Source organism: Streptomyces sp. NPDC001617, from assembly GCF_053596855.1.
Genome location: NZ_JBSFHA010000101.1, coordinates 1 through 20,237, shown reverse-complemented (window position 1 = coordinate 20,237; position 20,237 = coordinate 1). Strand labels below are relative to the sequence as shown.

Below are 20,237 nucleotides of genomic sequence, written 5' to 3'. Positions count from 1 at the left end.
CATGGAATCGCCATAATCGTTCCCATGGTGCATCAACACAGCTCACAGCCCCGCCTGTCACCATCCAGTGACACAGAAGACATGGCAGAGATGTCGAGGTTGCTGGCCCCGCGCCTCGCCTACTTCGCCGGCGTGGCCCGCACCGAACACGTCACGCGCGCCGCACACGACCTTCAGGTCCCCCAGTCCACCCTCTCCCGCGCCATGGCCCGTCTCGAACAGGACCTGGGCGTCGACCTCTTCGCCCGCCACGGCCGCACCGTCTCCCTCACCCCGGCCGGCCGCACCTTCCTCACCCACGTGGAACGCGCCCTCACCGAGATCGAACGAGCCGCCGAGGAGGTACGGGCCGACGCCGACCCCACCACCGGCAAGGTGGCCTTCGGCTTCCTCCACACCATGGGCGCGGAGACCGTCCCGGGCCTCATCCAGGCCTTCCGCACCGACCATCCGAGGGTCCGTTTCAGCCTGGTCCAGAACTACGGCGAGGCCATGCTGGAGAAGCTGAGGGCGGGGGAGCTGGACCTGTGCCTGACCTCCCCGGTCCCCGACGCCCCGGACCTGGTCGCCCGTCGCCTGGACGAACAGAAGCTCCGCCTCGTCGTCTCCGCCGACCATCCCCTCGCCGCTCGCAGGAGAATCAGGCTGGCGGAAGCGGCCGACGAGACCTTCGTGACCCTGGAACCCGGATACGGCTTGCGCCGCATCACGGACGACCTGTGCACAGAAGCGGGCTTCAAGCCCCGCATCGCCTTCGAGGGCGAGGAGGCGGAGACCCTGCGGGGCCTGGTGGCGGCGGGCTTGGGAGTAGCCCTCCTGCCCCCACCCGCCTTCCCCCGCCCGGGAGTTGTGGAACTGACGGTCACGGCCCCCAGAGCGGCGAGAGAAATCGGCGTGGCATGGCTGGACGGCCACCCGGACACACCCCCGGTGGCGGCCTTCAAGAAGTTCCTGCTGTCGAGAAGGGGGAACCTGCTGGCCTGAGCCCCTGGCTCTACCGTCTCAACGACTTACCGAACCCCGCCGCCAACGGCATCCTCAACCCCAACGGCGGCGGCGCGGCCAGCGCGTCCTGAAGGGGCCGGGAAAGCGACCGCCCGAACAACGCCCCCATCACGAAGTCCTCGGCCAACGCCTGTACTTCGCTCCGGTACTGATGCAGCCCATGACCATCGGCATGCACTTCGAACCGGCACACATCCCGATTCGCCTTCTTCGCCCGCGCCGCCAGCCGAAAGGACAGCTCGGGGTCGGAGACGACGTCGTTCGTGCCGTGCACGATCAACACCCGGCGGCCCACCAACTGCTTCACCGGTTCAGGCGACGCCGCCACGTCCTCCTCCGGCAGCCAGGGAGCGATCGCCAGCACGGAGTTGACGGCTTCGTGCCCAGCCGCCCGCAACGCGGCCCGCCCGCCCATGTCGAACCCGGCGAGACAGACGGGAACGTCCCCGTACCGCCGTACGACTTCGTCGGCGGCCCACTGCGCGTCCCGCGCCAGATGCGCCTCGCTGCCGTTCCACCCCCGGTACCGGTAGTGGACGACATGCGCGGCCAGCCCGTCCTCCCGCCCGGCGCGGGCCAGCCGGCGCCCCAACGCCCGCACGGATGCCGCCGCCAGCATGGGGGACGGTCTGCGATCCGACTCCTCGTCACCGCCGGGGAGCAGCAGCACCGCTGCGCTCACCGCCGTCGGCTCCGGACCGATCGCCCTCCCCAGCCGGGCCCGTCGTACCGGCGTCGCTTGGTGTGCCATGACAGAACAGTGTCAGAAGCCCCGGTGTACGCCACCCCTCCTCGCGGTCACCGTTACGTATCGACGGAGTTGTACAACGCGCGATCTACGCGCGTAGGAGGTAGAGTGCGGAGATGACGAGCCAGACCATCTCGAACACCCCGACGCCGGACCAGATCCGCCGGGCGCCGAAGGTTCTGCTGCACGACCACCTGGACGGCGGCCTCCGCCCCGGGACGATCGTCGAACTCGCCCACGACACGGGCTACTCCAGGCTCCCCGACACCGACCCCGGCAAGCTGGGCGTGTGGTTCCGGGAGGCTGCCGACTCCGGGTCCCTGGAGCGGTACCTGGAGACCTTCTCCCACACCGTCGGCGTCATGCAGACCCGGGACGCCCTCGTCCGGGTCGCCCGCGAGTGCGCCGAGGACCTCGCCGAGGACGGGGTCGTCTACGCCGAGGTGCGGTACGCGCCCGAGCAGCACCTCGAGAAGGGCCTGACGCTGGAACAGGTCGTCGAGGCCGTCAACCAGGGCTTCCGGGAGGGCGAGCAGCTGGCCCGCGCGAACGGCCACCGCATCCGCGTCGGCGCCCTGCTCACCGCCATGCGGCACGCCGCCCGCGCCCTGGAGATCGCCGAACTCGCCAACCGCCACCGCGACCTGGGCGTCGTCGGCTTCGACATCGCGGGCGCGGAGGCCGGCTATCCGCCCACCCGGCACCTCGACGCCTTCGAGTACCTCAAGCGCGAGAACAACCACTTCACCATCCACGCCGGCGAGGCCTTCGGGCTGCCCTCCATCTGGCAGGCCCTTCAGTGGTGCGGCGCCGACCGGCTCGGGCACGGGGTGCGCATCATCGACGACATCCAGGTGCAGGCCGACGGCTCGGTGAAGCTCGGCCGACTCGCCTCGTACGTACGGGACAAGCGCATCCCCTTGGAGCTGTGCCCCAGCTCCAACCTGCAGACGGGGGCCGCCGCCTCGTACGCCGAGCACCCGATCGGGCTGCTGCGGCGGCTGCACTTCCGGGCCACGGTGAACACCGACAACCGGCTGATGTCCGGGACCAGTATGAGCCAGGAATTCGAGCACCTTGTCGACGCGTTCGGTTACACGCTCGACGACATGCAGTGGTTCTCCGTCAATGCGATGAAATCAGCGTTCATTCCTTTCGATGAACGACTCGCGATGATCAATGACGTCGTCAAGCCCGGATATGCCGAGCTCAAGTCCGAATGGCTGTTCCAGCAGACCGCTTCCACCAGCGGTTCTGTGGATTCGGAGGGCTGACCGGGGGGCAGTGGTGGGTGCGGAATGCGGACGGGTATTCACCATCCGTCCGCATTTCGAAGTTTGCGGCGGGTGGGTTCGCATGTTTACGGTCGTGGACCTCTCACATTCCCGTAACCCCATTTCGAGGACGCATTCCATGAAGCAGTCTGCTGCCAAGACCCTCGGTGTCGCCGCCCTCGGTGCCGCCTTCGCCGCCGTCGGCGCGGGCGCCGCGAACGCGGCCCCGGCGGTCCCGGACGCCACCGGGGCGCTGGACACCGTCACCAAGACGCTCCCGGCGGAGAACCTCTCCGCGGCGCTGCCGGGTGCCGGTCAGGCGGTGACCCAGGGCAAGGCCGCCCTCGACTCGGGTCTTGCCACGGCGCGGCCGGCCGCGCCGAAGGTGCTCTCCGACGGCCCGGCCGCCCCGGTCGCCGGCCTCCTCGGCGGGCTTCCGGTGGGGAAGACGGGCCTGCCCACGCACGGCCTGCCCACGCACGGCCTGCCCGTGAACGGCGTCCCGCTGGGCTGACCCCGGACGCGAACACCGATGGGGCGCACCCCCCGGACACGGGGTGCGCCCCATCGGCCTATGCGCGTGCGGCGGGTCGTCACCAGGCGGTGCGGGCCGCCTTGTCCTCCGAGGGCAGCAGGATCCACAGGGCTATGTAGAGCAGGAACTGCGGGCCCGGCAGCAGGCAGGAGAGCAGGAAGATCACCCGCATCGTGGTCGCCGAGGTGCCGAAGCGTCGCGCCAGACCGGCGCACACTCCGCCGATCACGCGGCCGTGGGTGGGGCGGACGAGGGCGGACATGTGCGGCTCCTTCGTGAGCGTCGGAGTGAGGTGGCCCGTATGGCTTCCTCATCTGCCTACAACGCTACGTGCACGAAGCCCGCGAAGCGTCACTCTACGGAGCTATCCCGACCCTGGGAAACGTCGGGGTGCGACCCTGAGTCGCTTCCTCCTGACGGCGGGCGGCCACCTGCCGCCGCTCGGACCTGCGGCGGAGCCAGGTGCGGGACGCGGGGACGACGGCGAGGTGGGCGAGGGCCACGCCGACCGTGTTCAGGAGCAGGGAGTCGACGTCGGGGACGCGGCCGGGGACCCCCGTCTGCAGGAGCAGGATGCCGAGGGAGACCAGGAAGCCCGAGGCGACCGTGCGGAGCAGCGAGGCCAGCGGCGAGGACCACAGCCTGCCACGGGTCATCGGGAGCAGCACGCCCAGCGGAGCGAGGAGGGCGAGTCCCTCGGCGATGCGCCGGGCCGCCACCGCCCAGCCGAGCACCAGGTCGGCCCGGATGCCCGCGAACGGACGCACATTGGGCGGCGTCACCCAGGGCACGTCCAGCGGACGCAGCGTGAGCCAGGCGACGAACGCGAGGTGTGCGACGAGGAGGACACCTCCCGTCACACGGATGCGGATCGCGGCGCTGCCGCCGATGAAGCCTTCACGCTGCACGCCCCCCTAGACGCGCCCCCCGGCAGGATCGGTTCCGGGTTGCCCCCACGTACCTTCATGAGGCTTGCACCACATCCGTACGTCAGCCGCCCGTAACCCCGCTCGACGGCGGCTGTTCGCTGCCGGGTCGGGAGCGGACCTCGTCCGTGCACTCGTAGCGGCGCAGGGGGTCCTTGCCGGGGCCGCCGAGGATGACCGAGCCGTCGCCCTCCGCTGCCGCCGAGTCGGAGAACGTGCAGACGACCTGGGCCAGGGCGTACGAGGTGAGGTCGTCGGGGCGGGTGCTCAGACGGAGCGTGTCGTCGGGGTCGCCGGAGCGCGGCCCGGAGACGTTCATGCCGCCCCGTACGTCCGTCGTGTACCCGGCCTCCTTCTCGGCCGACGACGGCGTCGCCGCCAGCTGGTCCAGCAGGCCCTGTGCCACCAGGACGCGCCGCTGCGAGTCCGCCGTGCCGTCCGGGACCCGTACCGTCCGGTCGACGGCCACCAGCGACGAGCCGCACAGCAGGAACACCCGGACGGGCAGGCCGCGCGAGGCCTGGGCCGAGACGTCCGGTTCGGCCGGCGAGCACATGACCTGCGAGGGCGCCGCGCCGAAGTCCGTCGGCACCTCCGTGGAGCGGATGCCGCAGCCGGTGAGCAGCACGGCGAGGACGGGGAGCGCCAGCAGGCGCCGTACGTTCATCAGGCGTCCCCCTTCTTGGCCTCACCGTCGGCCTCTTCGGTGAGCGCCGACGCGTCGCGCGGCAGACGGAGGGTGAACACCGCGCCGCCCTCGGGCGAGTTGGCGGCGGTGATCTCGCCGCCGTGGATGTGGGCGTTCTCCAGGGCGATGGAGAGGCCGAGGCCGCTGCCCTCGGAGCGGGGGCGGGACGCGCTCGCCTTGTAGAACCGGTCGAACACGTGCGGGAGGACGTCCTCCGGGATGCCGGGGCCGTGGTCCTGTACGGCGATCACCACCTGGTCGTCCGCCGTACGCACCGCGACCCGCACCGGCGAACCGCCGTGCTTGAGCGCGTTGCCGATGAGGTTGGCGAGGATGACGTCCAGCCGGCGCGGGTCCAGCCGGGCGTGGATGCCGCGCTCGGTGTCCAGTTCGACGGCGTCCAGCCATGCGCGGGCGTCGATGCACGCGGTGATCTGGTCGGCCACGTCGACGTCGTCCAGGACCAGCCTGGCGGTGCCCGCGTCGAAGCGGGTGACCTCCATGAGGTTCTCGACGAGGTCGTTGAGGCGTCGGGTCTCGCTGACGACGAGCCGTACGGCGGGTTCGATCATCGGGTCGATCGAACCGGACTCGGCCTCCAGCTCCTCCTCCAGGATCTCGGTGACGGCGGTGATCGCGGTGAGCGGCGTACGGAGTTCATGGCTCATGTCCGCGACGAACCGCCGGGACGCGTCGTCCCGCGCGGCCATGTCGTCGACCCGTTTCTCCAGTGCCTCGGCCGCGTAGTTGAACGTCCGTGACAGATCGGCGAGTTCATCGGTCCCGGACACCCTGAGCCGGGTGTCCAGCTTGCCCTCGCCGAGGCGGCGGGCAGCGACTCCCAGGCGCTGCACGGGCTTCAGCACGGTCGACGCGGCGGCCTGCGCGAGCAGGGCCGAGCCGACGAGCGCGAGGCCGGTGGCGATGCCCAGTGACCAGGCGAGGGAGTTGAGGTCCTTGGCCTCGGGCTCCAGGGACTTGAGCATGTAGCCGGTGGAGCCGCCGTCGATCACCCTCGTGCCGGCGACCAGGTAGGGCGTGCCGTGGTCGACGACGCGCTGCCAGTAGAGGTGGTAGGCGTACTTGTTGCCGGAGTCGACGTCCTGCTTCTTGTTCACGGCGGCGCGCAGTGACTTGGGCACGTCCTGCAGCGAGAAGCCGTCGAGGCCGCCCGAACTGCCGTACACCGTCCTGCCCTCGGGGTTCTGCGCGACGAGCAGCACACTGAAGCGCTGGCTGCTGTTGGCCATCTGGCCCGCGGTGTGCTGCAGTTCGTCCTGTGTGGGACGCCCGGGCAGCGTGCCGGCCCGGGTCTGCATCGCCTGCTTGAAGTCGCCGAGCACCGCGTCCTGGGTGCGGGTGAGCACGGCCTCGCGGTTGAGCCAGTACGCGATCCCGGACGCGGAGACGGCCGCGGTGAGCGCCACCAGGCCGAACACCACCACCAGCCGGAGCCGGAGGCTGGTGAACTTCAGCCGAGTGAGATGTCCCTTGCGAGTCGCGGCCCAGCCGCGAACCCCCCCTTGCGCGGTTGTCACTGAGGCGTGTCCAGCCGGTAACCCACGCCGCGCACGGTACGGATCAGCGTCGGGGACGACGGCACGTCCTCGACCTTGGCCCGCAGCCGCTGGACACACGCGTCCACCAGCCGGGAGTCGCCGAGGTAGTCGTGCTCCCACACCAGCCGCAGCAGCTGCTGCCGGGACAGGGCCTGACCGGGCCGCCGGCTCAGCTCCAGGAGCAGCCGCAGCTCGGTCGGCGTGAGCTGCAGGTCCTCGCCGTTCTTCGTCACGGTCATCGCCGCACGGTCGATGACCAGGCTGCCGAAGCTGGCCGCGTCGGTCGACTCCCGCTCGCCGCGCCGCAGCACGGCCCGGATACGGGCGTCCAGCACCCGCCCCTGGATCGGCTTGACCACATAGTCGTCGGCACCGGACTCCAGTCCGACCACGACGTCGATGTCGTCACTCCGCGCGGTCAGCAGAATGATCGGCAGCTGGTCCGTGCGCCGGATGCGCCGGCACACCTCGAACCCGTCGATGCCGGGCAGCATCACGTCCAGCACGATCAGGTCCGGCCGTTGCTCGCGCAGGAGCTTCAGACCGTCCTCACCGGTGGCAGCGGTGGCAACCCGATGTCCCTGGCGCGTAAGAGACAGCTCCAGGGCCGTACGGATGGCGTCGTCGTCCTCGATCAGCAACAGGGAAGGCACGGGGGTCATTCTGGCCCATGGTGGGTCGGTGTTTCGACTCCTGTACGTCTACGTGCACGTAGCGCTCTTCTCTGTGACCGCGCTGTGGCCCCGCTGAGATCGACCGCTGGACCGACCCCTGTGACAGGTCTGTGACAGTCGGCGGACACGGCCATGAAGGTGCGAGGGCAAGCTTTTCGGCACAGGCAAGGAAGCACCGCAGAGATACACCGCCTGAGCAAGCCGAACACCGGAAGTCCACGACGGGGGGCGCGAGATGAACACGCTGCACAGCACCAGCCTTAGCGCAGTGGTCACGCGCCTGCACGACGTGAACGGGGGCCGGGGTTCAGAGAAGTCCGGCGCCGTGAGCGGGCGGGGGTGCGCTCGCGGCGCCGGGCGTCAGCACACCGTGTACATGACGGTGGTTGACGGTTTCACGGGGGAACCGCACGGGGGAAGCGCGTACAGGGAGGACACGGGGGAACGTCGTTCGCTGTCGGAGGCGGAGTTCACCGCCTACGTCCAGGAGCGTCGAGCCTCCCTGTACGCAACCGCCTACCACCTGACCGGTGACCGCTTCGAGGCCGAGGACCTGCTGCAGAGCGCGCTGTTCTCGACGTACAAGGCCTGGGACCGGATCAGCGACAAGGCCGCGGTCGGGGGCTATCTCCGCCGCACCATGACGAACCTGCACATCAGCGCGTGGCGCCGCCGCAAGCTGAACGAATACCCGACCGAGGAGCTGCCGGAGACGCCCGGCGACACGGACGCGATGCGCGGCACCGAACTGCGCGCGGTCCTGTGGCAGGCGCTCGCCCGGCTCCCCGAACTCCAGCGCACGATGCTGGTCCTGCGCTACTACGAGGGCCGCACCGACCCGGAAATCGCGGAGATCCTCGACATCAGTGTCGGCACGGTGAAGTCCAGCATCTGGCGCTCCCTGCGCCGCCTGCGCGAGGACGAGGTCCTCAGCTTCGGCCGTGACGAGGAGGACGCCTTCGGGGAGCTCGTCGCCTGAGGGTTGGGGGAGCAAGGAACACGGGGGAGCGGTAACGGGGGAACGGTCCGAGGGGGCCAACGGGGGTCACGGGGGACCAACGGGGGAAGCACGGGGAAAACGGGGGAAGCACCACGGGGGAACGGGGGAGCGGGACTGGAGGGCCGGGGGGTCCGTCCAGTCCCGCTTTCGTGTGTGCTCAGCGGACGCGCACCGTCGCCAGGACCGCCTCGCGCGGCGTGTCGCCGACCGCGATGGCCTCGGCGGGGTCCGTTCCCTCGACGGTGTACGCGCCGGTCTTCTGCTCGGGCACGCCGTCGTCACCGTCGTTCGGGGTGTCGTCGCACGCCGGGATCGTGGCGGTGCCCAACTTCCCGCCGACCTTGAAGTCGGCCTTGTCCGCGCCCAGATACTCGCGGTTCCCGTACTTCACCAGATACGCGCAGGAAGCCTCCGAGGCCCCCGCGCCCCCGCATTCGACGGCGGAGGCGAGCAGCGCGGTCGTCACGAGCAGCCGTCGGCCGGCCTTCAGGGCGTTCGTCATCGGCATCCTTTCCGCGGAGGTCGTCCGACCTACGACGGAGAGGGCGTCGCATCCGTTCGGGCCGGGCGGCGGCCCACCGCGGCCGCGGCCAGGCGGCCCAGGGCCTCGTCGCGGTCGCAGGGGTGGGCGCCCAGCGAGGTCTGGCGGGCGATGATCGTGCGTTCCTGGCGCATCAGGCGCCAGCCGCGGCGCAGCAGGAACGGGACCGACTTGCGGCCTTCCCTGAGGTCGCGCAGGAAGCGGCGGCGAAAGGTGCGGACCGGGCCGCGGTTCAGGCACAGGGCGTCGGCCAGCAGGCCCAACTCGCGGCAGCGGTCGACGATCTCGGCCGCGAAGATGCCCTCCGCTATGAACAGCGGCGTCCGGCCGATGTCGACGGCCTCCTCGCCGGTGCGCGCGGAGAGGGAGATGTCGTAGACGGGGACGTTCGTACGGCCCGTGCGGCACAGCTCGGCGATCGCGGCAACGGCGACATCCGTGTCCCAGGAGTCCGGGTGGTCCCAGTCGATGTCGGAACTCCCCGCCACCAGCGGCAGCGTCGGGTCGTCGCCCTCCTTGTAGAAGTCGTCGAGGCGCAGCACGGGAAGGCCGGAACGGGCGGCGACAAGGGACTTGCCCGAGCCCGAGGGACCGCAGAGCAGCACGACACGGGCGGGGGAGGGGCGATGGATGCTCACGGGACACCAGTTTGACGTATTCCGTACGCCCTGCCGACCCCGCGGGTCGTCTTTGGAGCGTGCGTCACACCTCAACTACCCTACGTGTCGACCTGATTACCCTGTGCATGAGACGGCAGTAGAAGGTGGCAGCAGCAATGGCACGACACACGTCTTCCTCGACCCCGACCGCCCAGCGCGCCCTGGTCGCCCTCGCGACGGCGGGTGTGGCGCTCGGCGCGGGTGCCGCGACGGCCTCCGCGGACACCGAGCCCGTCCTCGACGTGATGCGCACCCACCCCACCAGCCTCGGCCACACCGACCCCCAGGCCGGGCTCCAGGCCCTCACCGGTTCCGTCGGCCATGTCACCGGCCCGATCTCCGGCCTCAAGCCCAACCCCCTCGCCGGCACGGGCGTCGACCCCCTCGACAACGGCGTCGGCACCCAGCTCGCCGACTTCAAGTCCCTGAACTCCCGGATGCTGACCGCCCCGGTGGCCCAGGCGCCGTCGATCGGGAGCATTCCGGTGCCGGGGCAGGCCACCCGCCTGCTCAACCACTGAGCACCGCCGATCGCAGCAGAGAGCCGCGCATCCCCCGGACGGAGGGGAAGCGCGGCTCTCCGGTCTGCGGGGTCCCTCAGTAGGAGGAACCCGACGCGCCCAGCGACCCCGTCGGGTGCCAGACCGTCTTCGTCTCCAGGAACGCCGTCATGCGGTCGGTCCCCGGAGTCGCCACCCAGTCGACTTCGTCCACAGGCTGTGGACGAAGAACCCGCTTCAGGTTGTCCGCCGCCGCGATCTCCAGCTCCTTCGCCAGGCCATCGCCGGCGCCGGCGCCCGCGAGATCGATCGCGTTGACGTCCTGGTGCGCGGCCAGCGGCGTGGCGATCTCCGCCGTACGGCCGGAGAGGACGTTGACGACACCGCCGGGGAGGTCGGAGGTGGCCAGGACCTCGCCCAGTGACAGAGCGGGGAGGGGGGACTGCTCGGACGCCACCACGACGGCCGTGTTGCCCGTCGCGATCACCGGGGCGATGACGGAGACCAGGCCCAGGAAGGACGACTCCTGGGGGGCCAGGACCGCCACCACGCCCGTCGGCTCGGGGGAGGACAGGTTGAAGAACGGCCCCGCGACCGGGTTCCCGCCCCCGACCACCTGCGCGATCTTGTCGGTCCAGCCCGCGTACCAGACCCAGCGGTCGATCGCGGCCTCGACCTGCTCGGCGGCCTTGGACTTGGACAGCCCTTCGGAGGCCGCCACTTCACGGACGAACTGCTCCCGCCGCCCCTCCAGCATCTCGGCGATGCGGTAGAGGATCTGACCGCGGTTGTACGCGGTCGCGCCCGCCCAGCCGCCGAACGCCTTGCGGGCGGCGACCACCGCGTCGCGAGCGTCCTTACGGGACGAAAGGGGCACGTTCGCCAGCCAGTTGCCTTTCTTGTCGCTCACCTCGTACACCCGGCCGCTCTCGGAACGCGGGAACTTCCCGCCGACGTACAGCTTGTAGGTCTTGAAGACAGAAAGTCGCTCAGACATCGAGGTACGCCTCCAGGCCGTGACGACCGCCCTCGCGGCCGAAGCCCGACTCCTTGTAGCCGCCGAACGGCGAGGTCGGGTCGAACTTGTTGAACGTGTTGGACCAGACGACGCCCGCGCGGAGCTTGCCCGCCACGGCGAGGATGCGTGACCCCTTCTCCGTCCAGATGCCCGCCGACAGGCCGTAGGGCGTGTTGTTCGCCTTGGCGACCGCCTCGTCCGGAGTGCGGAAGGTGAGGACCGACAGCACGGGGCCGAAGATCTCGTCGCGGGCGATCCGGTGCGCCTGGGTGACGTTCGTGAAGAGCGTCGGGGCGAACCAGTAGCCGGAGGTCGGGATCTCGCAGGCCGGCGACCAGCGCTCGGCGCCCTCGGCCTCGCCCTGCTCGACGAGGGTGGTGATACGGGCGAGCTGCTCCTCGGAGTTGATCGCGCCGATGTCCGTGTTCTTGTCGAGCGGGTCGCCGAGGCGGAGGGTGGAGAGGCGGCGCTTCAGGGAGTCGAGGAGTTCGTCCTGGATCGACTCCTGGACCAGGAGGCGGGAGCCCGCGCAGCAGACCTGGCCCTGGTTGAAGAAGATGCCGTTGACGATGCCCTCGACGGCCTGGTCGATGGGGGCGTCGTCGAAGACGATGTTCGCGCCCTTGCCGCCCAGTTCGAGGGTCAGCTTCTTGCGGGTGCCCGCGACCGTCTTCGCGATCTCCTTGCCGACGGCCGTGGAGCCCGTGAAGGCGACCTTGTTCACGTCCGGGTGTGCGACGAGCGCGGCGCCCGTGTCGCCGTAGCCGGGAAGGATGTTGACGACGCCCTTGGGGAGACCGGCCTGGCGGCAGATGTCCGCGAAGAACAGGGCGGACAGGGGGGTCGTCTCGGCGGGCTTCAGCACCACCGTGTTGCCGGTGGCGAGCGCCGGGGCGATCTTCCACGCCAGCATCAGCAGCGGGAAGTTCCAGGGGATGACCTGGCCCGCGACGCCGAGCGGCTTCGGCGAGTGGCCGAACCCGGCGTGGTCGAGCTTGTCCGCCCAGCCCGCGTAGTAGAAGAAGTGCGCGGCGACCAGGGGGAGGTCGGCGTCGCGCGTCTCCTTGATCGGCTTGCCGTTGTCCAGGGTTTCCAGGACGGCCAGTTCGCGGCTGCGCTCCTGGATGATCCGCGCGATGCGGAACAGGTACTTGGCGCGCTCGGTGCCGGGCAGCGCCGACCACTTCTCGAAGGCCTTCCGGGCGGCCTTCACCGCGCGGTCGACGTCCTCGGCACCGGCCCGGGCGATCTCCGAGAGGACCTCTTCGGTGGACGGGGAGACCGTCTTGAAGACCTTGCCCTCGGCGGCTTCCGTGAACTCGCCGTCGATGAACAGGCCGTACGAGGGCGCGATGTCGACGATCGCGCGGGACTCGGGTGCGGGTGCGTACTCAAAAGCCATGATGGATCAGTCCACCGTCACGTAGTCGGGGCCGGAGTAGCGGCCGGTGGCCAGCTTCTGACGCTGCATCAGCAGGTCGTTCAGGAGCGAGGAGGCGCCGAAGCGGAACCAGTGGTTGTCCAGCCAGTCCTCGCCGACGGTCTCGTTGACCAGGACCAGGAACTTGATGGCGTCCTTGGTGGTGCGGATGCCGCCGGCGGGCTTCACGCCGACCTGTACCCCGGTCTGGACGCGGAAGTCCCGTACGGCCTCCAGCATGAGGAGGGTGTTCGCCGGGGTCGCGTTGACCGCGACCTTGCCGGTGGACGTCTTGATGAAGTCGGCGCCCGCCAGCATGCCGAGCCAGCTCGCGCGCCGGATGTTGTCGTACGTCGACAGCTCGCCCGTCTCGAAGATGACCTTGAGCCGGGCGTCCGCCCCGCAGGTCTCCTTCACGGCGACGATCTCGTCGTACACCTTGATGTAGTTCCCCGCGAGGAACGCCCCACGGTCGATGACCATGTCGATCTCGTCCGCGCCCGCCGCGACGGCCTCGCGGACGTCGGCCAGCTTCACGGCGATCGGGGCGCGGCCGGCCGGAAAGGAGGTGGCGACGGAGGCGACCTTCACGGTCGAGCCGGCTACGGCCTCCCTGGCGGCGGGCACCATGTCGGGATAGACGCAGACGGCCGCGGTCGCCGGGGTCGTGCGGTCGGTCGGGTCGGGGTGGACCGCCTTGGCGCCGAGCGCCCGGACCTTGCCCGGGGTGTCCGCGCCTTCCAGCGTCGTCAGGTCGACCATCGAGATGGCGAGGTCGATGGCGTACGCCTTCGCGGTCGTCTTGATGGAACGCGTACCGAGAGAGGCGGCACGCGCCTCCAGACCGACCGCGTCGACGCCGGGCAGCCCGTGAAGGAACCGGCGCAGAGTGCTGTCGGACGAGGTCACGTCCGTAAGCGGGTGTGCGGGAGATGCAGTGGTGGGCATGGTCACCAGACGAGCATATCTACGCGCGTAGCGGCTGTACACCCTTAGCAAGACGGATCTGTGGGGCGGGGGTCCGGTCCGAGGGGAGCCAGTAGGGCAGGAGGCGGGGGCCGGACGTGGGGCCGGAGGTGAGGTCGGAGGTGAGGTCGGAGGTGAGGCCGGAGGTCCGGTCCGACCTCAACCGCCACGAAGTCCTGAGGCAGAATTCCCACCATGACCACCCCCGAGTCCAAGGACCGCACCTACCGCTCCCCCGCGGGCATCGTCGGAGGCGTCCTCCTGCTCGCCATCGTGGCCTGGCTGGGTCTCGACGCGATCTTCTCCGGTCACGGCCGCACCCCCTGGCTGGCCCTCGCCACCCTGATCCTCGTCGTGCCGTTGATCGTCGCCTTCACGATCCGCCCCGCGGTCTACGCCGACGAGGAGCGCCTGCGCATCCGCAACCCGTTCCGGGTGATCGTGGTGCCCTGGGGCGAAGCCGTCTCCCTGCGGTCCAGCTACTCGAACGAGCTCGTCGTCAGGTCCGGCGCCAAGTACCAGCTGTGGGCCCTGCCCGTCTCGCTGCGGGCCCGCAAGCGGGCGGCCCGACGGGAGGCCCGGGTGGCCGCGGACAGGGCCGCCGAGGCGAGCGGACGGCCCCGCCGGGGCGGCGGCATGGGCGGCCTCGGCATGGGCGGCGGCATGGGCGGCTTCGGCATGGGCGGCGGCATGGGCGGCTTCGGCGGCCTCTCGCGGAGCGGCGCCGAGCAGGACGGGCCCGCGCGCCCCGAGTCCGACAAGGCCATGGACGAGCTGCGCGAACTGCTGGAGGCGCGGGGCGGGGCGGGGACCTCGCGGGGCGAGGCGGAGAACGGGCAGGGCGAGGCGGAGAACGCTCAGGGCGAAGCCGGGAACGCGCGGGGCGAGGTGACCGTGCGCTGGGCGTACGAGGTCGCCGGGCCGGCGCTGGCCGGGGCGGTCCTACTGGCCATCCTGCTTGCGACGGGCTGAGCGGAGGGGACGGCCGGGGGCTCCGGCCACCGATCCGTGGTTTCCGTGGGGCGGGGCGTGCTTGCTGCCTTGCTTGGGGCGGGGTGAGCGGGCGGGGCGGTCGGGGTTCGCGGTCATCGGTTTCGTTGTTTTCGTGGGGGGCGTGGTTGCTGCTTTGTTCGCGGCGGGGTGAGCGGGCTGGGCGGCGGGGTTCGCGGTCAGTGGTTCCGCTGTTTACCGGGACTCTTGCAGAAAGCCCCGGCGTTCACGCCGGGGATGAATGCATCTCAAGACTGCTCTGACGTGCACGTTAGAGGGGACGTTTTTGCTGCTCGATGTACTGGCGGACGATCGCCAACGGTGCTCCGCCGCACGATGCGGAGAAGTATGAGGGCGACCACAGGTGCCCGTGCAGGATGGCGCGGTTGATCCGGCCGGTGAACTCCTGCCGTATCCGGCGGGCGGAGACGCCCTTGAGGCTGTTGACCAGCTTGGAGACGGCGACCTTGGGTGGGTAGTGCACCAACAGGTGGACGTGATCGCGTTCGCCGTTGAACTCCTTCAGCTCCGCCTCGAAGTCCTCGCAGACCTTGCGCATGATCTCTTCGCAGCGTGTCAGCATCTCGTCGTTGAACACCCCGCGCCGGTACTTCGTCACGAAGACCAAGTGCACATGCATCGCCGAAACAACGTGTCTACCCCGCCTGTAGTCGTTCTGCCCGTCCATGAGACCAATCGTAGTAGGATCTTGGTTGTGCAGCTCCGCTACAACTACCGGGCCTACCCGGACGCCTCCCAGCGCCGTGCGCTGGCCAGTGCGTTCGGGTGCGCCCGCGTGGTGTGGAACGACTGCCTGCGCGACCGCAAGGACGCGCACGCGGCGGGGCTGCCGTATGTGAAGTCGGCCGAGCTGTCCCGGCTTCGCATCACCCAGGCCAAGCGCACCGAGGAACGCGCCTGGCTCGCCGACGTGTCTGCGGTCGTCCTGCAACAGTCCCTGCGGGATCTGGACACCGCGTACAAGAACTTCTTCGACAGCCTCAAGGGCAAGCGGCAGGGCCGCAAGGTCGGCCCTCCCCGCTACAAGTCGAAGAAGGACACCCGGCAGTCGGTCCGCCTCAACACCAACGCCTTCTGCCTCCAGGGCGACGGCACGGTGTACGTGGCCAAGGTCGGCAACCTCAAGGTCAAGTGGTCTCGCAGGCTTCCGGCCGCACCCACGTCCCTGACCGTCACCAAGGACAGCTCCGGCCGGTACTTCGTCAGCTTCGTCGTGGACACCGAGCCGGACAGCCTGCCCGAGCTGGAGACCGACGCCGGTATCGACCTCGGCCTGTCCGCCTTCGCCGTCCTGTCCGACGGCAGGAAGATCGACAGCCCGCGCTTCCTGCGCCGGGCGGAGAAGAAGCTCAGGCGTCTTCAGCGGGAGCTGTCCCGTAAGGCCAAGGGGTCGAAGAACCGGGCCAAGGCTCGCATCAAGGTCGCACGCCAGCACGCCAAGGTGGCCGACCGGCGTCGGGACTTTCACCACAAGGCTTCCACGCAGATCATTCGCGACAACCAAGCGGTGTACGTGGAAGACCTCGCGGTGTCCGGCCTCGGCCGTACCCGGCTCGCCAAGTCGGTGTACGACGCGGGATGGTCCGCGTTCGTCGGGATGCTGGAGTACAAGGCGGCTCTGCGCGGCCGCACCTTCGCCAGGGTGGACCGCGCTTTCCCGTCCTCTCAGGTCTGTTCGGCCTGTGGATTCCGGGACGGTCCCAAGCCCCTGCACGTCCGGGAGTGGAGGTGCGGCGCATGTGGCACCGTGCACGACCGCGACCACAACGCAGCACGTAACGTGCTTTTCGAAGGACGCCGGATCGTCGCCGCCGGACGGGCGGAGACGCTAAACGCCTGTGGAGCGCCGGTAAGACGGGCACCCGTGCCCGCACAGCGCGGTGAAGCAGGAAGCCCCCGGAAGGGTCACACGACCCAGGCCGGAATCCCTGGACTTTAGCCAGGGAGCATGTCAAGGGCACAGCTTCCTTGTGCATGCTCTGCCTCGACACCTCGGGCAGGACGGCCGCCCCCCACCCGGACGGAACCGAGGACCGTTGCCACCCCGGTGGTCCTGACGTCTGGGAAACGATGCATACGACCTCCTCGCGGCCCTCGCCGCTGACGCCCGAGGCGATACCCGAGGGCTGCCTGCCCTGGGACGGTGTCCAGGCGCGCCGCTGGACGGACGCGCTGCCGCCGCGCTGGGTTCCGGTGCGGGTGCCCCGGCGTCTCGTCCTGTCGCTGGGCGCTCTCGCCCTCATCGGCGGCGTCATCCTGAGCTTCGCCGATGTGCCTCCGTTCGTCGCCGCGTTCCTGGGACTGCAGGTGCTGTGGCTGCTGGCGCGGCCCGAGGTCGTACGGGTCACGGCGGCGATGCAGGCCGTCATGGTCGCCGGACTGGTCGGACGGGGGTCGCTCTCGCCGGCCTGGCTGCTGCCGGCCGCCGGCGTCCTCATGGCCGCCGTCTGCGCACGCGCCGCCCAGCTCCGCATGACGGCCCGTGTCCGACAGCGGGACGTCGCCCGCGCGGCGGCCGGTGGTGTGACGGCCGTACTGCCGGACGCGGACCGGCCGGTGTGGCGCGGGAAGCTGCTGCGCGGGCTCGGGGTGGTGCTGTTCCTGGCGGGCGCCGTCCTGGCCGCCGCCGGGTCCGCCTTCGACACCGGCGACGATCGCCACGCCGACATGGCGTTGGGATTCGCCCTCGCCGGGGTCGGCCTCACCGCGCTGCTCTCCGGGTATCTGGGCCGCCGTAGGGCCGCCGAGCTGCGGCAGGAACCGGCGCCGGTGCTGCGGGTGCTGGTCCGGGAGGGGACGGGGCTGGACACGGAGGTCTTCGCGGCCGATGACGTGGGGGCGTTGCGGCCGCTGTTCACCGTCTCGCTGGCGGAGGTGGACGGCGACGAGGAGGAGGACGACGCCGACGACGAGGAGCTTCTCGCCCGGATCACCGAGGACGGTGACGAGCCCGGGCCACTGCGCGAGGCCGTCCTCTACGGGGTGCCGTACGACGGCGCCGAGGTGCTCCTAGTCAGTGCCGCCGGGTTGGCCGGCGGGCCGCCCGTCGTGGAGCGGTCGACCGGGCCCGTACGGCCTCTGTCGGACGGGTCCGTCCGGCGCGGGCTGCGGGTGGAGAAGGCTCGGGCGAAGCGGGACGCGGTGTACGAGGAGCGGAGCCGGGCGGCGGCTCGGGCCGTCGAGGGGGAAGCGTATGTGCCGGGCGGCAAAGGCGTACGGCGGTGGCGGGCGGGGTGGGCCGACTGGCTGACGGCTGCGGGGGCCTCGGCATGGGGCGCGTATATGTCCGTCTGGGGCGAGCACGGAGTCGAGCGGTGGCTCTTCGGCGGGGTGGTGGGGGTCATCGCGGTGCTGATGCTGCCCCGGTGGATCGCCTGGCGGATCACCGCCGATCGTGAGGGGCTGTGGTTCAACGCGCTGCATCGGCCCCAGCACATCGCCTGGGACGACATCCGCGCCGTCGAGTGCAAGGGGACCGAGCTGAAGGTCGACAGCCGGCGGGTCGGCTTCGAGGAGTGGAGTGTGTTCGGCTTCCGGTGGCCTTGGGCCGAGCGGCGAATGGGTTTGATCCATCCGTATGAGCGGGCCGCCGCCGAGATCCGCGCGATGTGGGAGCAGCCTTCGGTTCGGCCGTCGGGCGTGTGCGGAGAGCGGGAGCGGGGGCGGCGGGTGTGGCCGCTCGCCGTGGTGGTGGCCGTGGGGTGGGTTGCGGTGCTTCTGCTGGTGCCTTAGGTGCCCTAGGTGCTTTTGGTGGTGCCTTAGGTGGTGAAGGTCTCTTGGTGCGAGTCGCGTACGACGGTTACGGCGCGCTCGGCCGCAGCAGCACCCTCACGGGCGGGGCGACTGCCCTGGGGAAATCACTCGATGGGGTGCCCTGCCCTTCGTCGGCCGGGCACCCCGAGGTCTGCGGCTCAGATGCCGGCCGCCGCCGACAGGTCCCGCTTGATCGCCGCGAGGAGATCGTTCGCCGTGGCGTGGGCGGCGGGGAGGTCGGCGTGTGTGGCTACCGGGACGACCACCTCGAGGTAGCACTTCAGCTTCGGTTCCGTGCCGCTCGGGCGGACGACGACCCGGGCGCCGTTCAGGGTGTAGCGGAGGCCGTCGGTGGGGGGAAGCTTGTCCGTGCCCTGGGAGAGATCCTCGGCCTTGGTGATCGTGAGGCCGGCGAGTTCCGTGGGCGGGTGCTCGCGGAGCTGCTCCATCGTGCGGGCGATGATCGACAGGTCCTCGACGCGGACCGAGAGCTGGTCCGTGGCGTGCAGGCCGTGTTCGACCGCGAGGTCGTCCAGGAGGTCCAGGAGGGTGCGGTTCTCCTCCTTGAGCTGGGAGGCCAGTTCGGTGATGAGGAGGGCCGCGGTGATGCCGTCCTTGTCGCGTACGCCCTCGGGGTCCACGCAGTAGCCGAGGGCCTCCTCGTAGCCGTAGCGCAGGCCGTCGACGCGGGCGATCCACTTGAAGCCGGTGAGGGTCTCCTCGTAGGGGAGGTGCGCCTTTTCGGCGATGCGACCGAGGAGGGAGGAGGAGACGATCGACTCGGCGAAGGTGCCTTGTGCTCCGCGGTTGACCAGGTGGGCGGCGAGGAGGGCGCCCACCTCGTCGCCTCGGAGCATGCGCCAGTCCGTGTTGCCTTTGACGGCCACCGCACAGCGGTCTGCGTCCGGGTCGTTCGCGATGATCAGGTCGGGGGCTGTTTCGCGGGCCTTCGCGAAGGCCAGGTCCATCGCGCCCGGCTCTTCCGGGTTGGGGAAGGCGACCGTGGGGAAGTCCGGGTCGGGGTCGGCCTGTTCGGCTACGAGGATGGGCTGTGGGAAGCCGGCTCGGGCGAAGGCTGCGAGGAGGGTGTCCTTGCCTACGCCGTGCATCGCTGTGTAGACCGTGCGGGCTGTGCGGGGGGAGTCGGGGGCGAGGACCGCGTCCGTGCGGGTGAGGTAGGCGTCGAGGACGCTGTCGTCGAGGGATTCCCAGCCGGTGTCGGGGCGGGGGACGTCGTGGAGGGATGTGATCGCATCGATTTCGGCTGCGATGTCGGCGTCTGCCGGCGGGACGATCTGCGAGCCGTCGCCGAGATAGACCTTGTAGCCGTTGTCGCGGGGTGGGTTGTGGCTGGCGGTGACCTCTACGCCGGCTGCTGCGCCCAGGTGCCTTATGGCGTACGCCAGGACGGGGGTGGGGAGGGGGCGGGGGAGTACGGCGGCCTTGAGGCCGGCGCCGGTCATGACGGCGGCGGTGTCCCGGGCGAAGTCGGCGGACTTGTGGCGGGCGTCGTAGCCGATGACGACGAGGCCGTTCTGGTGGCCGTTCTTCTTGAGGTACGCGGCGAGGCCGGCGGCGGCTCGGATGACGACGCTGCGGTTCATGCGCATGGGGCCTGCGCCGAGTGCGCCGCGGAGGCCTGCGGTGCCGAACTGGAGGGTGCCGCTGAAGCGGGCTGCGAGTTCGGTGACGTCTCCGGCCTCGATGAGCTTCGCGAGCTCGTCGCGGGTCTCCGGGTCGGGGTCCTCGGACAGCCAGGTCTTGGCCCGGGCGATGAGAGCGTCGTGCACGGTCGGTCTCCAGCGTCTCGTTGTGGTTGCGGTGCGGATGCCTGCGGCGCCTGTGCGGGGTGGGTGGGGGTGCGCGTAGCGCCTGCGGTGTGTTGTGGGTCGGGGCCGGGGCGGGGGGTGTCCGTCCTCGGTCGGGCGGTGCTGTGTCTTTGGAGGGTGCGCGGTGATGG

General features: G+C 70.4%; 21 protein-coding genes. 8 read left to right on the top strand and 13 right to left on the bottom strand.

Annotation, left to right across the window (positions count from 1 at the left end):
• Positions 1-24: 24 nt before the first annotated feature.
• The gene (locus ACWC09_RS44845; RefSeq protein ID WP_450857120.1) at positions 25-984 is read left to right on the top strand and encodes a LysR family transcriptional regulator; all 960 of its coding nucleotides are present in this window, start codon (positions 25-27) and stop codon (positions 982-984) included.
• A 10-nt stretch (positions 985-994) separates the two neighbouring features.
• Here the strand turns inward: ACWC09_RS44845 and ACWC09_RS44840 are convergent, their stop codons facing one another.
• Complete coding sequence (locus tag ACWC09_RS44840; RefSeq protein ID WP_450857118.1) at positions 995-1,756, bottom strand: alpha/beta hydrolase; 762 nt, start codon at positions 1,754-1,756, stop codon at positions 995-997.
• 113 nt (positions 1,757-1,869) lie between these two features.
• On the opposite strand from ACWC09_RS44840, the gene ACWC09_RS44835 reads away from it, so the two are divergent.
• Together ACWC09_RS44835 and ACWC09_RS44830 are read left to right on the top strand one after the other, a co-directional pair.
• The gene (locus tag ACWC09_RS44835; RefSeq protein ID WP_450857116.1) at positions 1,870-3,027 is read left to right on the top strand and encodes an adenosine deaminase; all 1,158 of its coding nucleotides are present in this window, start codon (positions 1,870-1,872) and stop codon (positions 3,025-3,027) included.
• Positions 3,028-3,166: 139 nt separating this feature from the next.
• A complete protein-coding gene (locus ACWC09_RS44830) occupies positions 3,167-3,541 on the top strand; it encodes an ATP-binding protein (RefSeq protein ID WP_450857115.1) in 375 nt (124 codons plus the stop codon).
• A 79-nt stretch (positions 3,542-3,620) separates the two neighbouring features.
• Here the strand turns inward: ACWC09_RS44830 and ACWC09_RS44825 are convergent, their stop codons facing one another.
• The 5 genes from ACWC09_RS44825 to afsQ1 all read right to left on the bottom strand — a co-directional run bounded on the left by ACWC09_RS44825 (position 3,621) and on the right by afsQ1 (position 7,388).
• Entirely contained in the window at positions 3,621-3,824 is a 204-nt protein-coding gene (locus ACWC09_RS44825) for a PspC domain-containing protein (RefSeq protein ID WP_450857113.1), read from the bottom strand.
• A gap of 94 nt (positions 3,825-3,918) precedes the next feature.
• Positions 3,919-4,470 (bottom strand): VanZ family protein, encoded by a 552-nt coding sequence (locus ACWC09_RS44820; protein ID WP_450857111.1) that lies wholly within the window; start codon positions 4,468-4,470, stop codon positions 3,919-3,921.
• Positions 4,471-4,552: 82 nt separating this feature from the next.
• Positions 4,553-5,155 carry a hypothetical protein gene (locus ACWC09_RS44815; protein ID WP_450857109.1) on the bottom strand — a complete coding sequence of 201 codons (603 nt, stop codon included), beginning with the start codon at positions 5,153-5,155 and terminating at the stop codon, positions 4,553-4,555.
• Entirely contained in the window at positions 5,155-6,714 is a 1,560-nt protein-coding gene (locus tag ACWC09_RS44810; protein ID WP_450857107.1) for an ATP-binding protein, read from the bottom strand. Before ACWC09_RS44810 ends, ACWC09_RS44815 begins: the two co-directional genes overlap by 1 nt.
• Positions 6,711-7,388 carry a two-component system response regulator AfsQ1 gene (gene afsQ1, locus ACWC09_RS44805; RefSeq protein WP_020141253.1) on the bottom strand — a complete coding sequence of 226 codons (678 nt, stop codon included), beginning with the start codon at positions 7,386-7,388 and terminating at the stop codon, positions 6,711-6,713. The genes ACWC09_RS44810 and afsQ1 overlap by 4 nt, the downstream gene beginning before the upstream one ends.
• Positions 7,389-7,644: 256 nt before the next feature.
• Between afsQ1 and ACWC09_RS44800 the strand changes: the two genes are divergently transcribed.
• Positions 7,645-8,388, top strand: coding sequence for a SigE family RNA polymerase sigma factor (locus tag ACWC09_RS44800; RefSeq protein ID WP_450857105.1), 744 nt, complete (start codon positions 7,645-7,647; stop codon positions 8,386-8,388).
• Positions 8,389-8,566: 178 nt separating this feature from the next.
• Here ACWC09_RS44800 and ACWC09_RS44795 read toward each other — a convergent pair whose 3' ends face one another.
• Both ACWC09_RS44795 and ACWC09_RS44790 read right to left on the bottom strand, forming a co-directional pair.
• Positions 8,567-8,911 (bottom strand): DUF6281 family protein, encoded by a 345-nt coding sequence (locus ACWC09_RS44795; protein WP_450857103.1) that lies wholly within the window; start codon positions 8,909-8,911, stop codon positions 8,567-8,569.
• Positions 8,912-8,940: 29 nt separating this feature from the next.
• Positions 8,941-9,588 (bottom strand): uridine kinase family protein, encoded by a 648-nt coding sequence (locus ACWC09_RS44790; RefSeq protein ID WP_450857102.1) that lies wholly within the window; start codon positions 9,586-9,588, stop codon positions 8,941-8,943.
• Between the two features lie 137 nt (positions 9,589-9,725).
• Between ACWC09_RS44790 and ACWC09_RS44785 the strand changes: the two genes are divergently transcribed.
• Entirely contained in the window at positions 9,726-10,130 is a 405-nt protein-coding gene (locus ACWC09_RS44785) for a hypothetical protein (protein ID WP_450857100.1), read from the top strand.
• 76 nt (positions 10,131-10,206) lie between these two features.
• Here the strand turns inward: ACWC09_RS44785 and ACWC09_RS44780 are convergent, their stop codons facing one another.
• Genes ACWC09_RS44780 through deoC form a run of 3 tightly spaced genes read right to left on the bottom strand, consistent with a single transcriptional unit; the run spans position 10,207 to position 13,495 of the window.
• Positions 10,207-11,106, bottom strand: a complete 900-nt coding sequence (locus tag ACWC09_RS44780) for an aldehyde dehydrogenase family protein (protein WP_450857098.1) — start codon at positions 11,104-11,106, stop codon at positions 10,207-10,209.
• Positions 11,099-12,529: an aldehyde dehydrogenase family protein gene (locus ACWC09_RS44775; RefSeq protein ID WP_450857097.1), complete on the bottom strand. Its 1,431-nt coding sequence runs from the start codon at positions 12,527-12,529 to the stop codon at positions 11,099-11,101. Before ACWC09_RS44775 ends, ACWC09_RS44780 begins: the two co-directional genes overlap by 8 nt.
• A gap of 6 nt (positions 12,530-12,535) precedes the next feature.
• Positions 12,536-13,495, bottom strand: a complete 960-nt coding sequence (gene deoC / locus ACWC09_RS44770; RefSeq protein ID WP_450857095.1) for a deoxyribose-phosphate aldolase — start codon at positions 13,493-13,495, stop codon at positions 12,536-12,538.
• A gap of 213 nt (positions 13,496-13,708) precedes the next feature.
• Here deoC and ACWC09_RS44765 point away from each other — a divergent pair, with 213 nt between their 5' ends.
• Complete coding sequence (locus tag ACWC09_RS44765; protein WP_450857094.1) at positions 13,709-14,485, top strand: PH domain-containing protein; 777 nt, start codon at positions 13,709-13,711, stop codon at positions 14,483-14,485.
• 289 nt (positions 14,486-14,774) lie between these two features.
• Here the strand turns inward: ACWC09_RS44765 and tnpA are convergent, their stop codons facing one another.
• Positions 14,775-15,191 carry an IS200/IS605 family transposase gene (tnpA, locus tag ACWC09_RS44760; protein WP_450857092.1) on the bottom strand — a complete coding sequence of 139 codons (417 nt, stop codon included), beginning with the start codon at positions 15,189-15,191 and terminating at the stop codon, positions 14,775-14,777.
• 27 nt (positions 15,192-15,218) lie between these two features.
• On the opposite strand from tnpA, the gene ACWC09_RS44755 reads away from it, so the two are divergent.
• Together ACWC09_RS44755 and ACWC09_RS44750 are read left to right on the top strand one after the other, a co-directional pair.
• Positions 15,219-16,463: an RNA-guided endonuclease InsQ/TnpB family protein gene (locus tag ACWC09_RS44755; RefSeq protein WP_450857090.1), complete on the top strand. Its 1,245-nt coding sequence runs from the start codon at positions 15,219-15,221 to the stop codon at positions 16,461-16,463.
• Between the two features lie 131 nt (positions 16,464-16,594).
• Positions 16,595-18,256: a hypothetical protein gene (locus ACWC09_RS44750; protein WP_450857088.1), complete on the top strand. Its 1,662-nt coding sequence runs from the start codon at positions 16,595-16,597 to the stop codon at positions 18,254-18,256.
• A 179-nt stretch (positions 18,257-18,435) separates the two neighbouring features.
• Here the strand turns inward: ACWC09_RS44750 and ACWC09_RS44745 are convergent, their stop codons facing one another.
• Complete coding sequence (locus ACWC09_RS44745; protein ID WP_450857087.1) at positions 18,436-20,067, bottom strand: phospho-sugar mutase; 1,632 nt, start codon at positions 20,065-20,067, stop codon at positions 18,436-18,438.
• Positions 20,068-20,237: the final 170 nt, after the last annotated feature.

Coding starts and splice junctions, on each gene's coding strand:
- ACWC09_RS44845 (WP_450857120.1), top strand. CDS start 25: ATGGTGCATCAACACAGCTCACAGCCCCGCCTGTCACCATCCAGTGAC.
- ACWC09_RS44840 (WP_450857118.1), bottom strand. CDS start 1,756: ATGGCACACCAAGCGACGCCGGTACGACGGGCCCGGCTGGGGAGGGCG.
- ACWC09_RS44835 (WP_450857116.1), top strand. CDS start 1,870: ATGACGAGCCAGACCATCTCGAACACCCCGACGCCGGACCAGATCCGC.
- ACWC09_RS44830 (WP_450857115.1), top strand. CDS start 3,167: ATGAAGCAGTCTGCTGCCAAGACCCTCGGTGTCGCCGCCCTCGGTGCC.
- ACWC09_RS44825 (WP_450857113.1), bottom strand. CDS start 3,824: ATGTCCGCCCTCGTCCGCCCCACCCACGGCCGCGTGATCGGCGGAGTG.
- ACWC09_RS44815 (WP_450857109.1), bottom strand. CDS start 5,155: ATGAACGTACGGCGCCTGCTGGCGCTCCCCGTCCTCGCCGTGCTGCTC.
- ACWC09_RS44800 (WP_450857105.1), top strand. CDS start 7,645: ATGAACACGCTGCACAGCACCAGCCTTAGCGCAGTGGTCACGCGCCTG.
- ACWC09_RS44795 (WP_450857103.1), bottom strand. CDS start 8,911: ATGACGAACGCCCTGAAGGCCGGCCGACGGCTGCTCGTGACGACCGCG.
- ACWC09_RS44785 (WP_450857100.1), top strand. CDS start 9,726: ATGGCACGACACACGTCTTCCTCGACCCCGACCGCCCAGCGCGCCCTG.
- ACWC09_RS44780 (WP_450857098.1), bottom strand. CDS start 11,106: ATGTCTGAGCGACTTTCTGTCTTCAAGACCTACAAGCTGTACGTCGGC.
- ACWC09_RS44775 (WP_450857097.1), bottom strand. CDS start 12,529: ATGGCTTTTGAGTACGCACCCGCACCCGAGTCCCGCGCGATCGTCGAC.
- deoC (WP_450857095.1), bottom strand. CDS start 13,495: ATGCCCACCACTGCATCTCCCGCACACCCGCTTACGGACGTGACCTCG.
- ACWC09_RS44765 (WP_450857094.1), top strand. CDS start 13,709: ATGACCACCCCCGAGTCCAAGGACCGCACCTACCGCTCCCCCGCGGGC.
- tnpA (WP_450857092.1), bottom strand. CDS start 15,191: ATGGACGGGCAGAACGACTACAGGCGGGGTAGACACGTTGTTTCGGCG.
- ACWC09_RS44750 (WP_450857088.1), top strand. CDS start 16,595: ATGCATACGACCTCCTCGCGGCCCTCGCCGCTGACGCCCGAGGCGATA.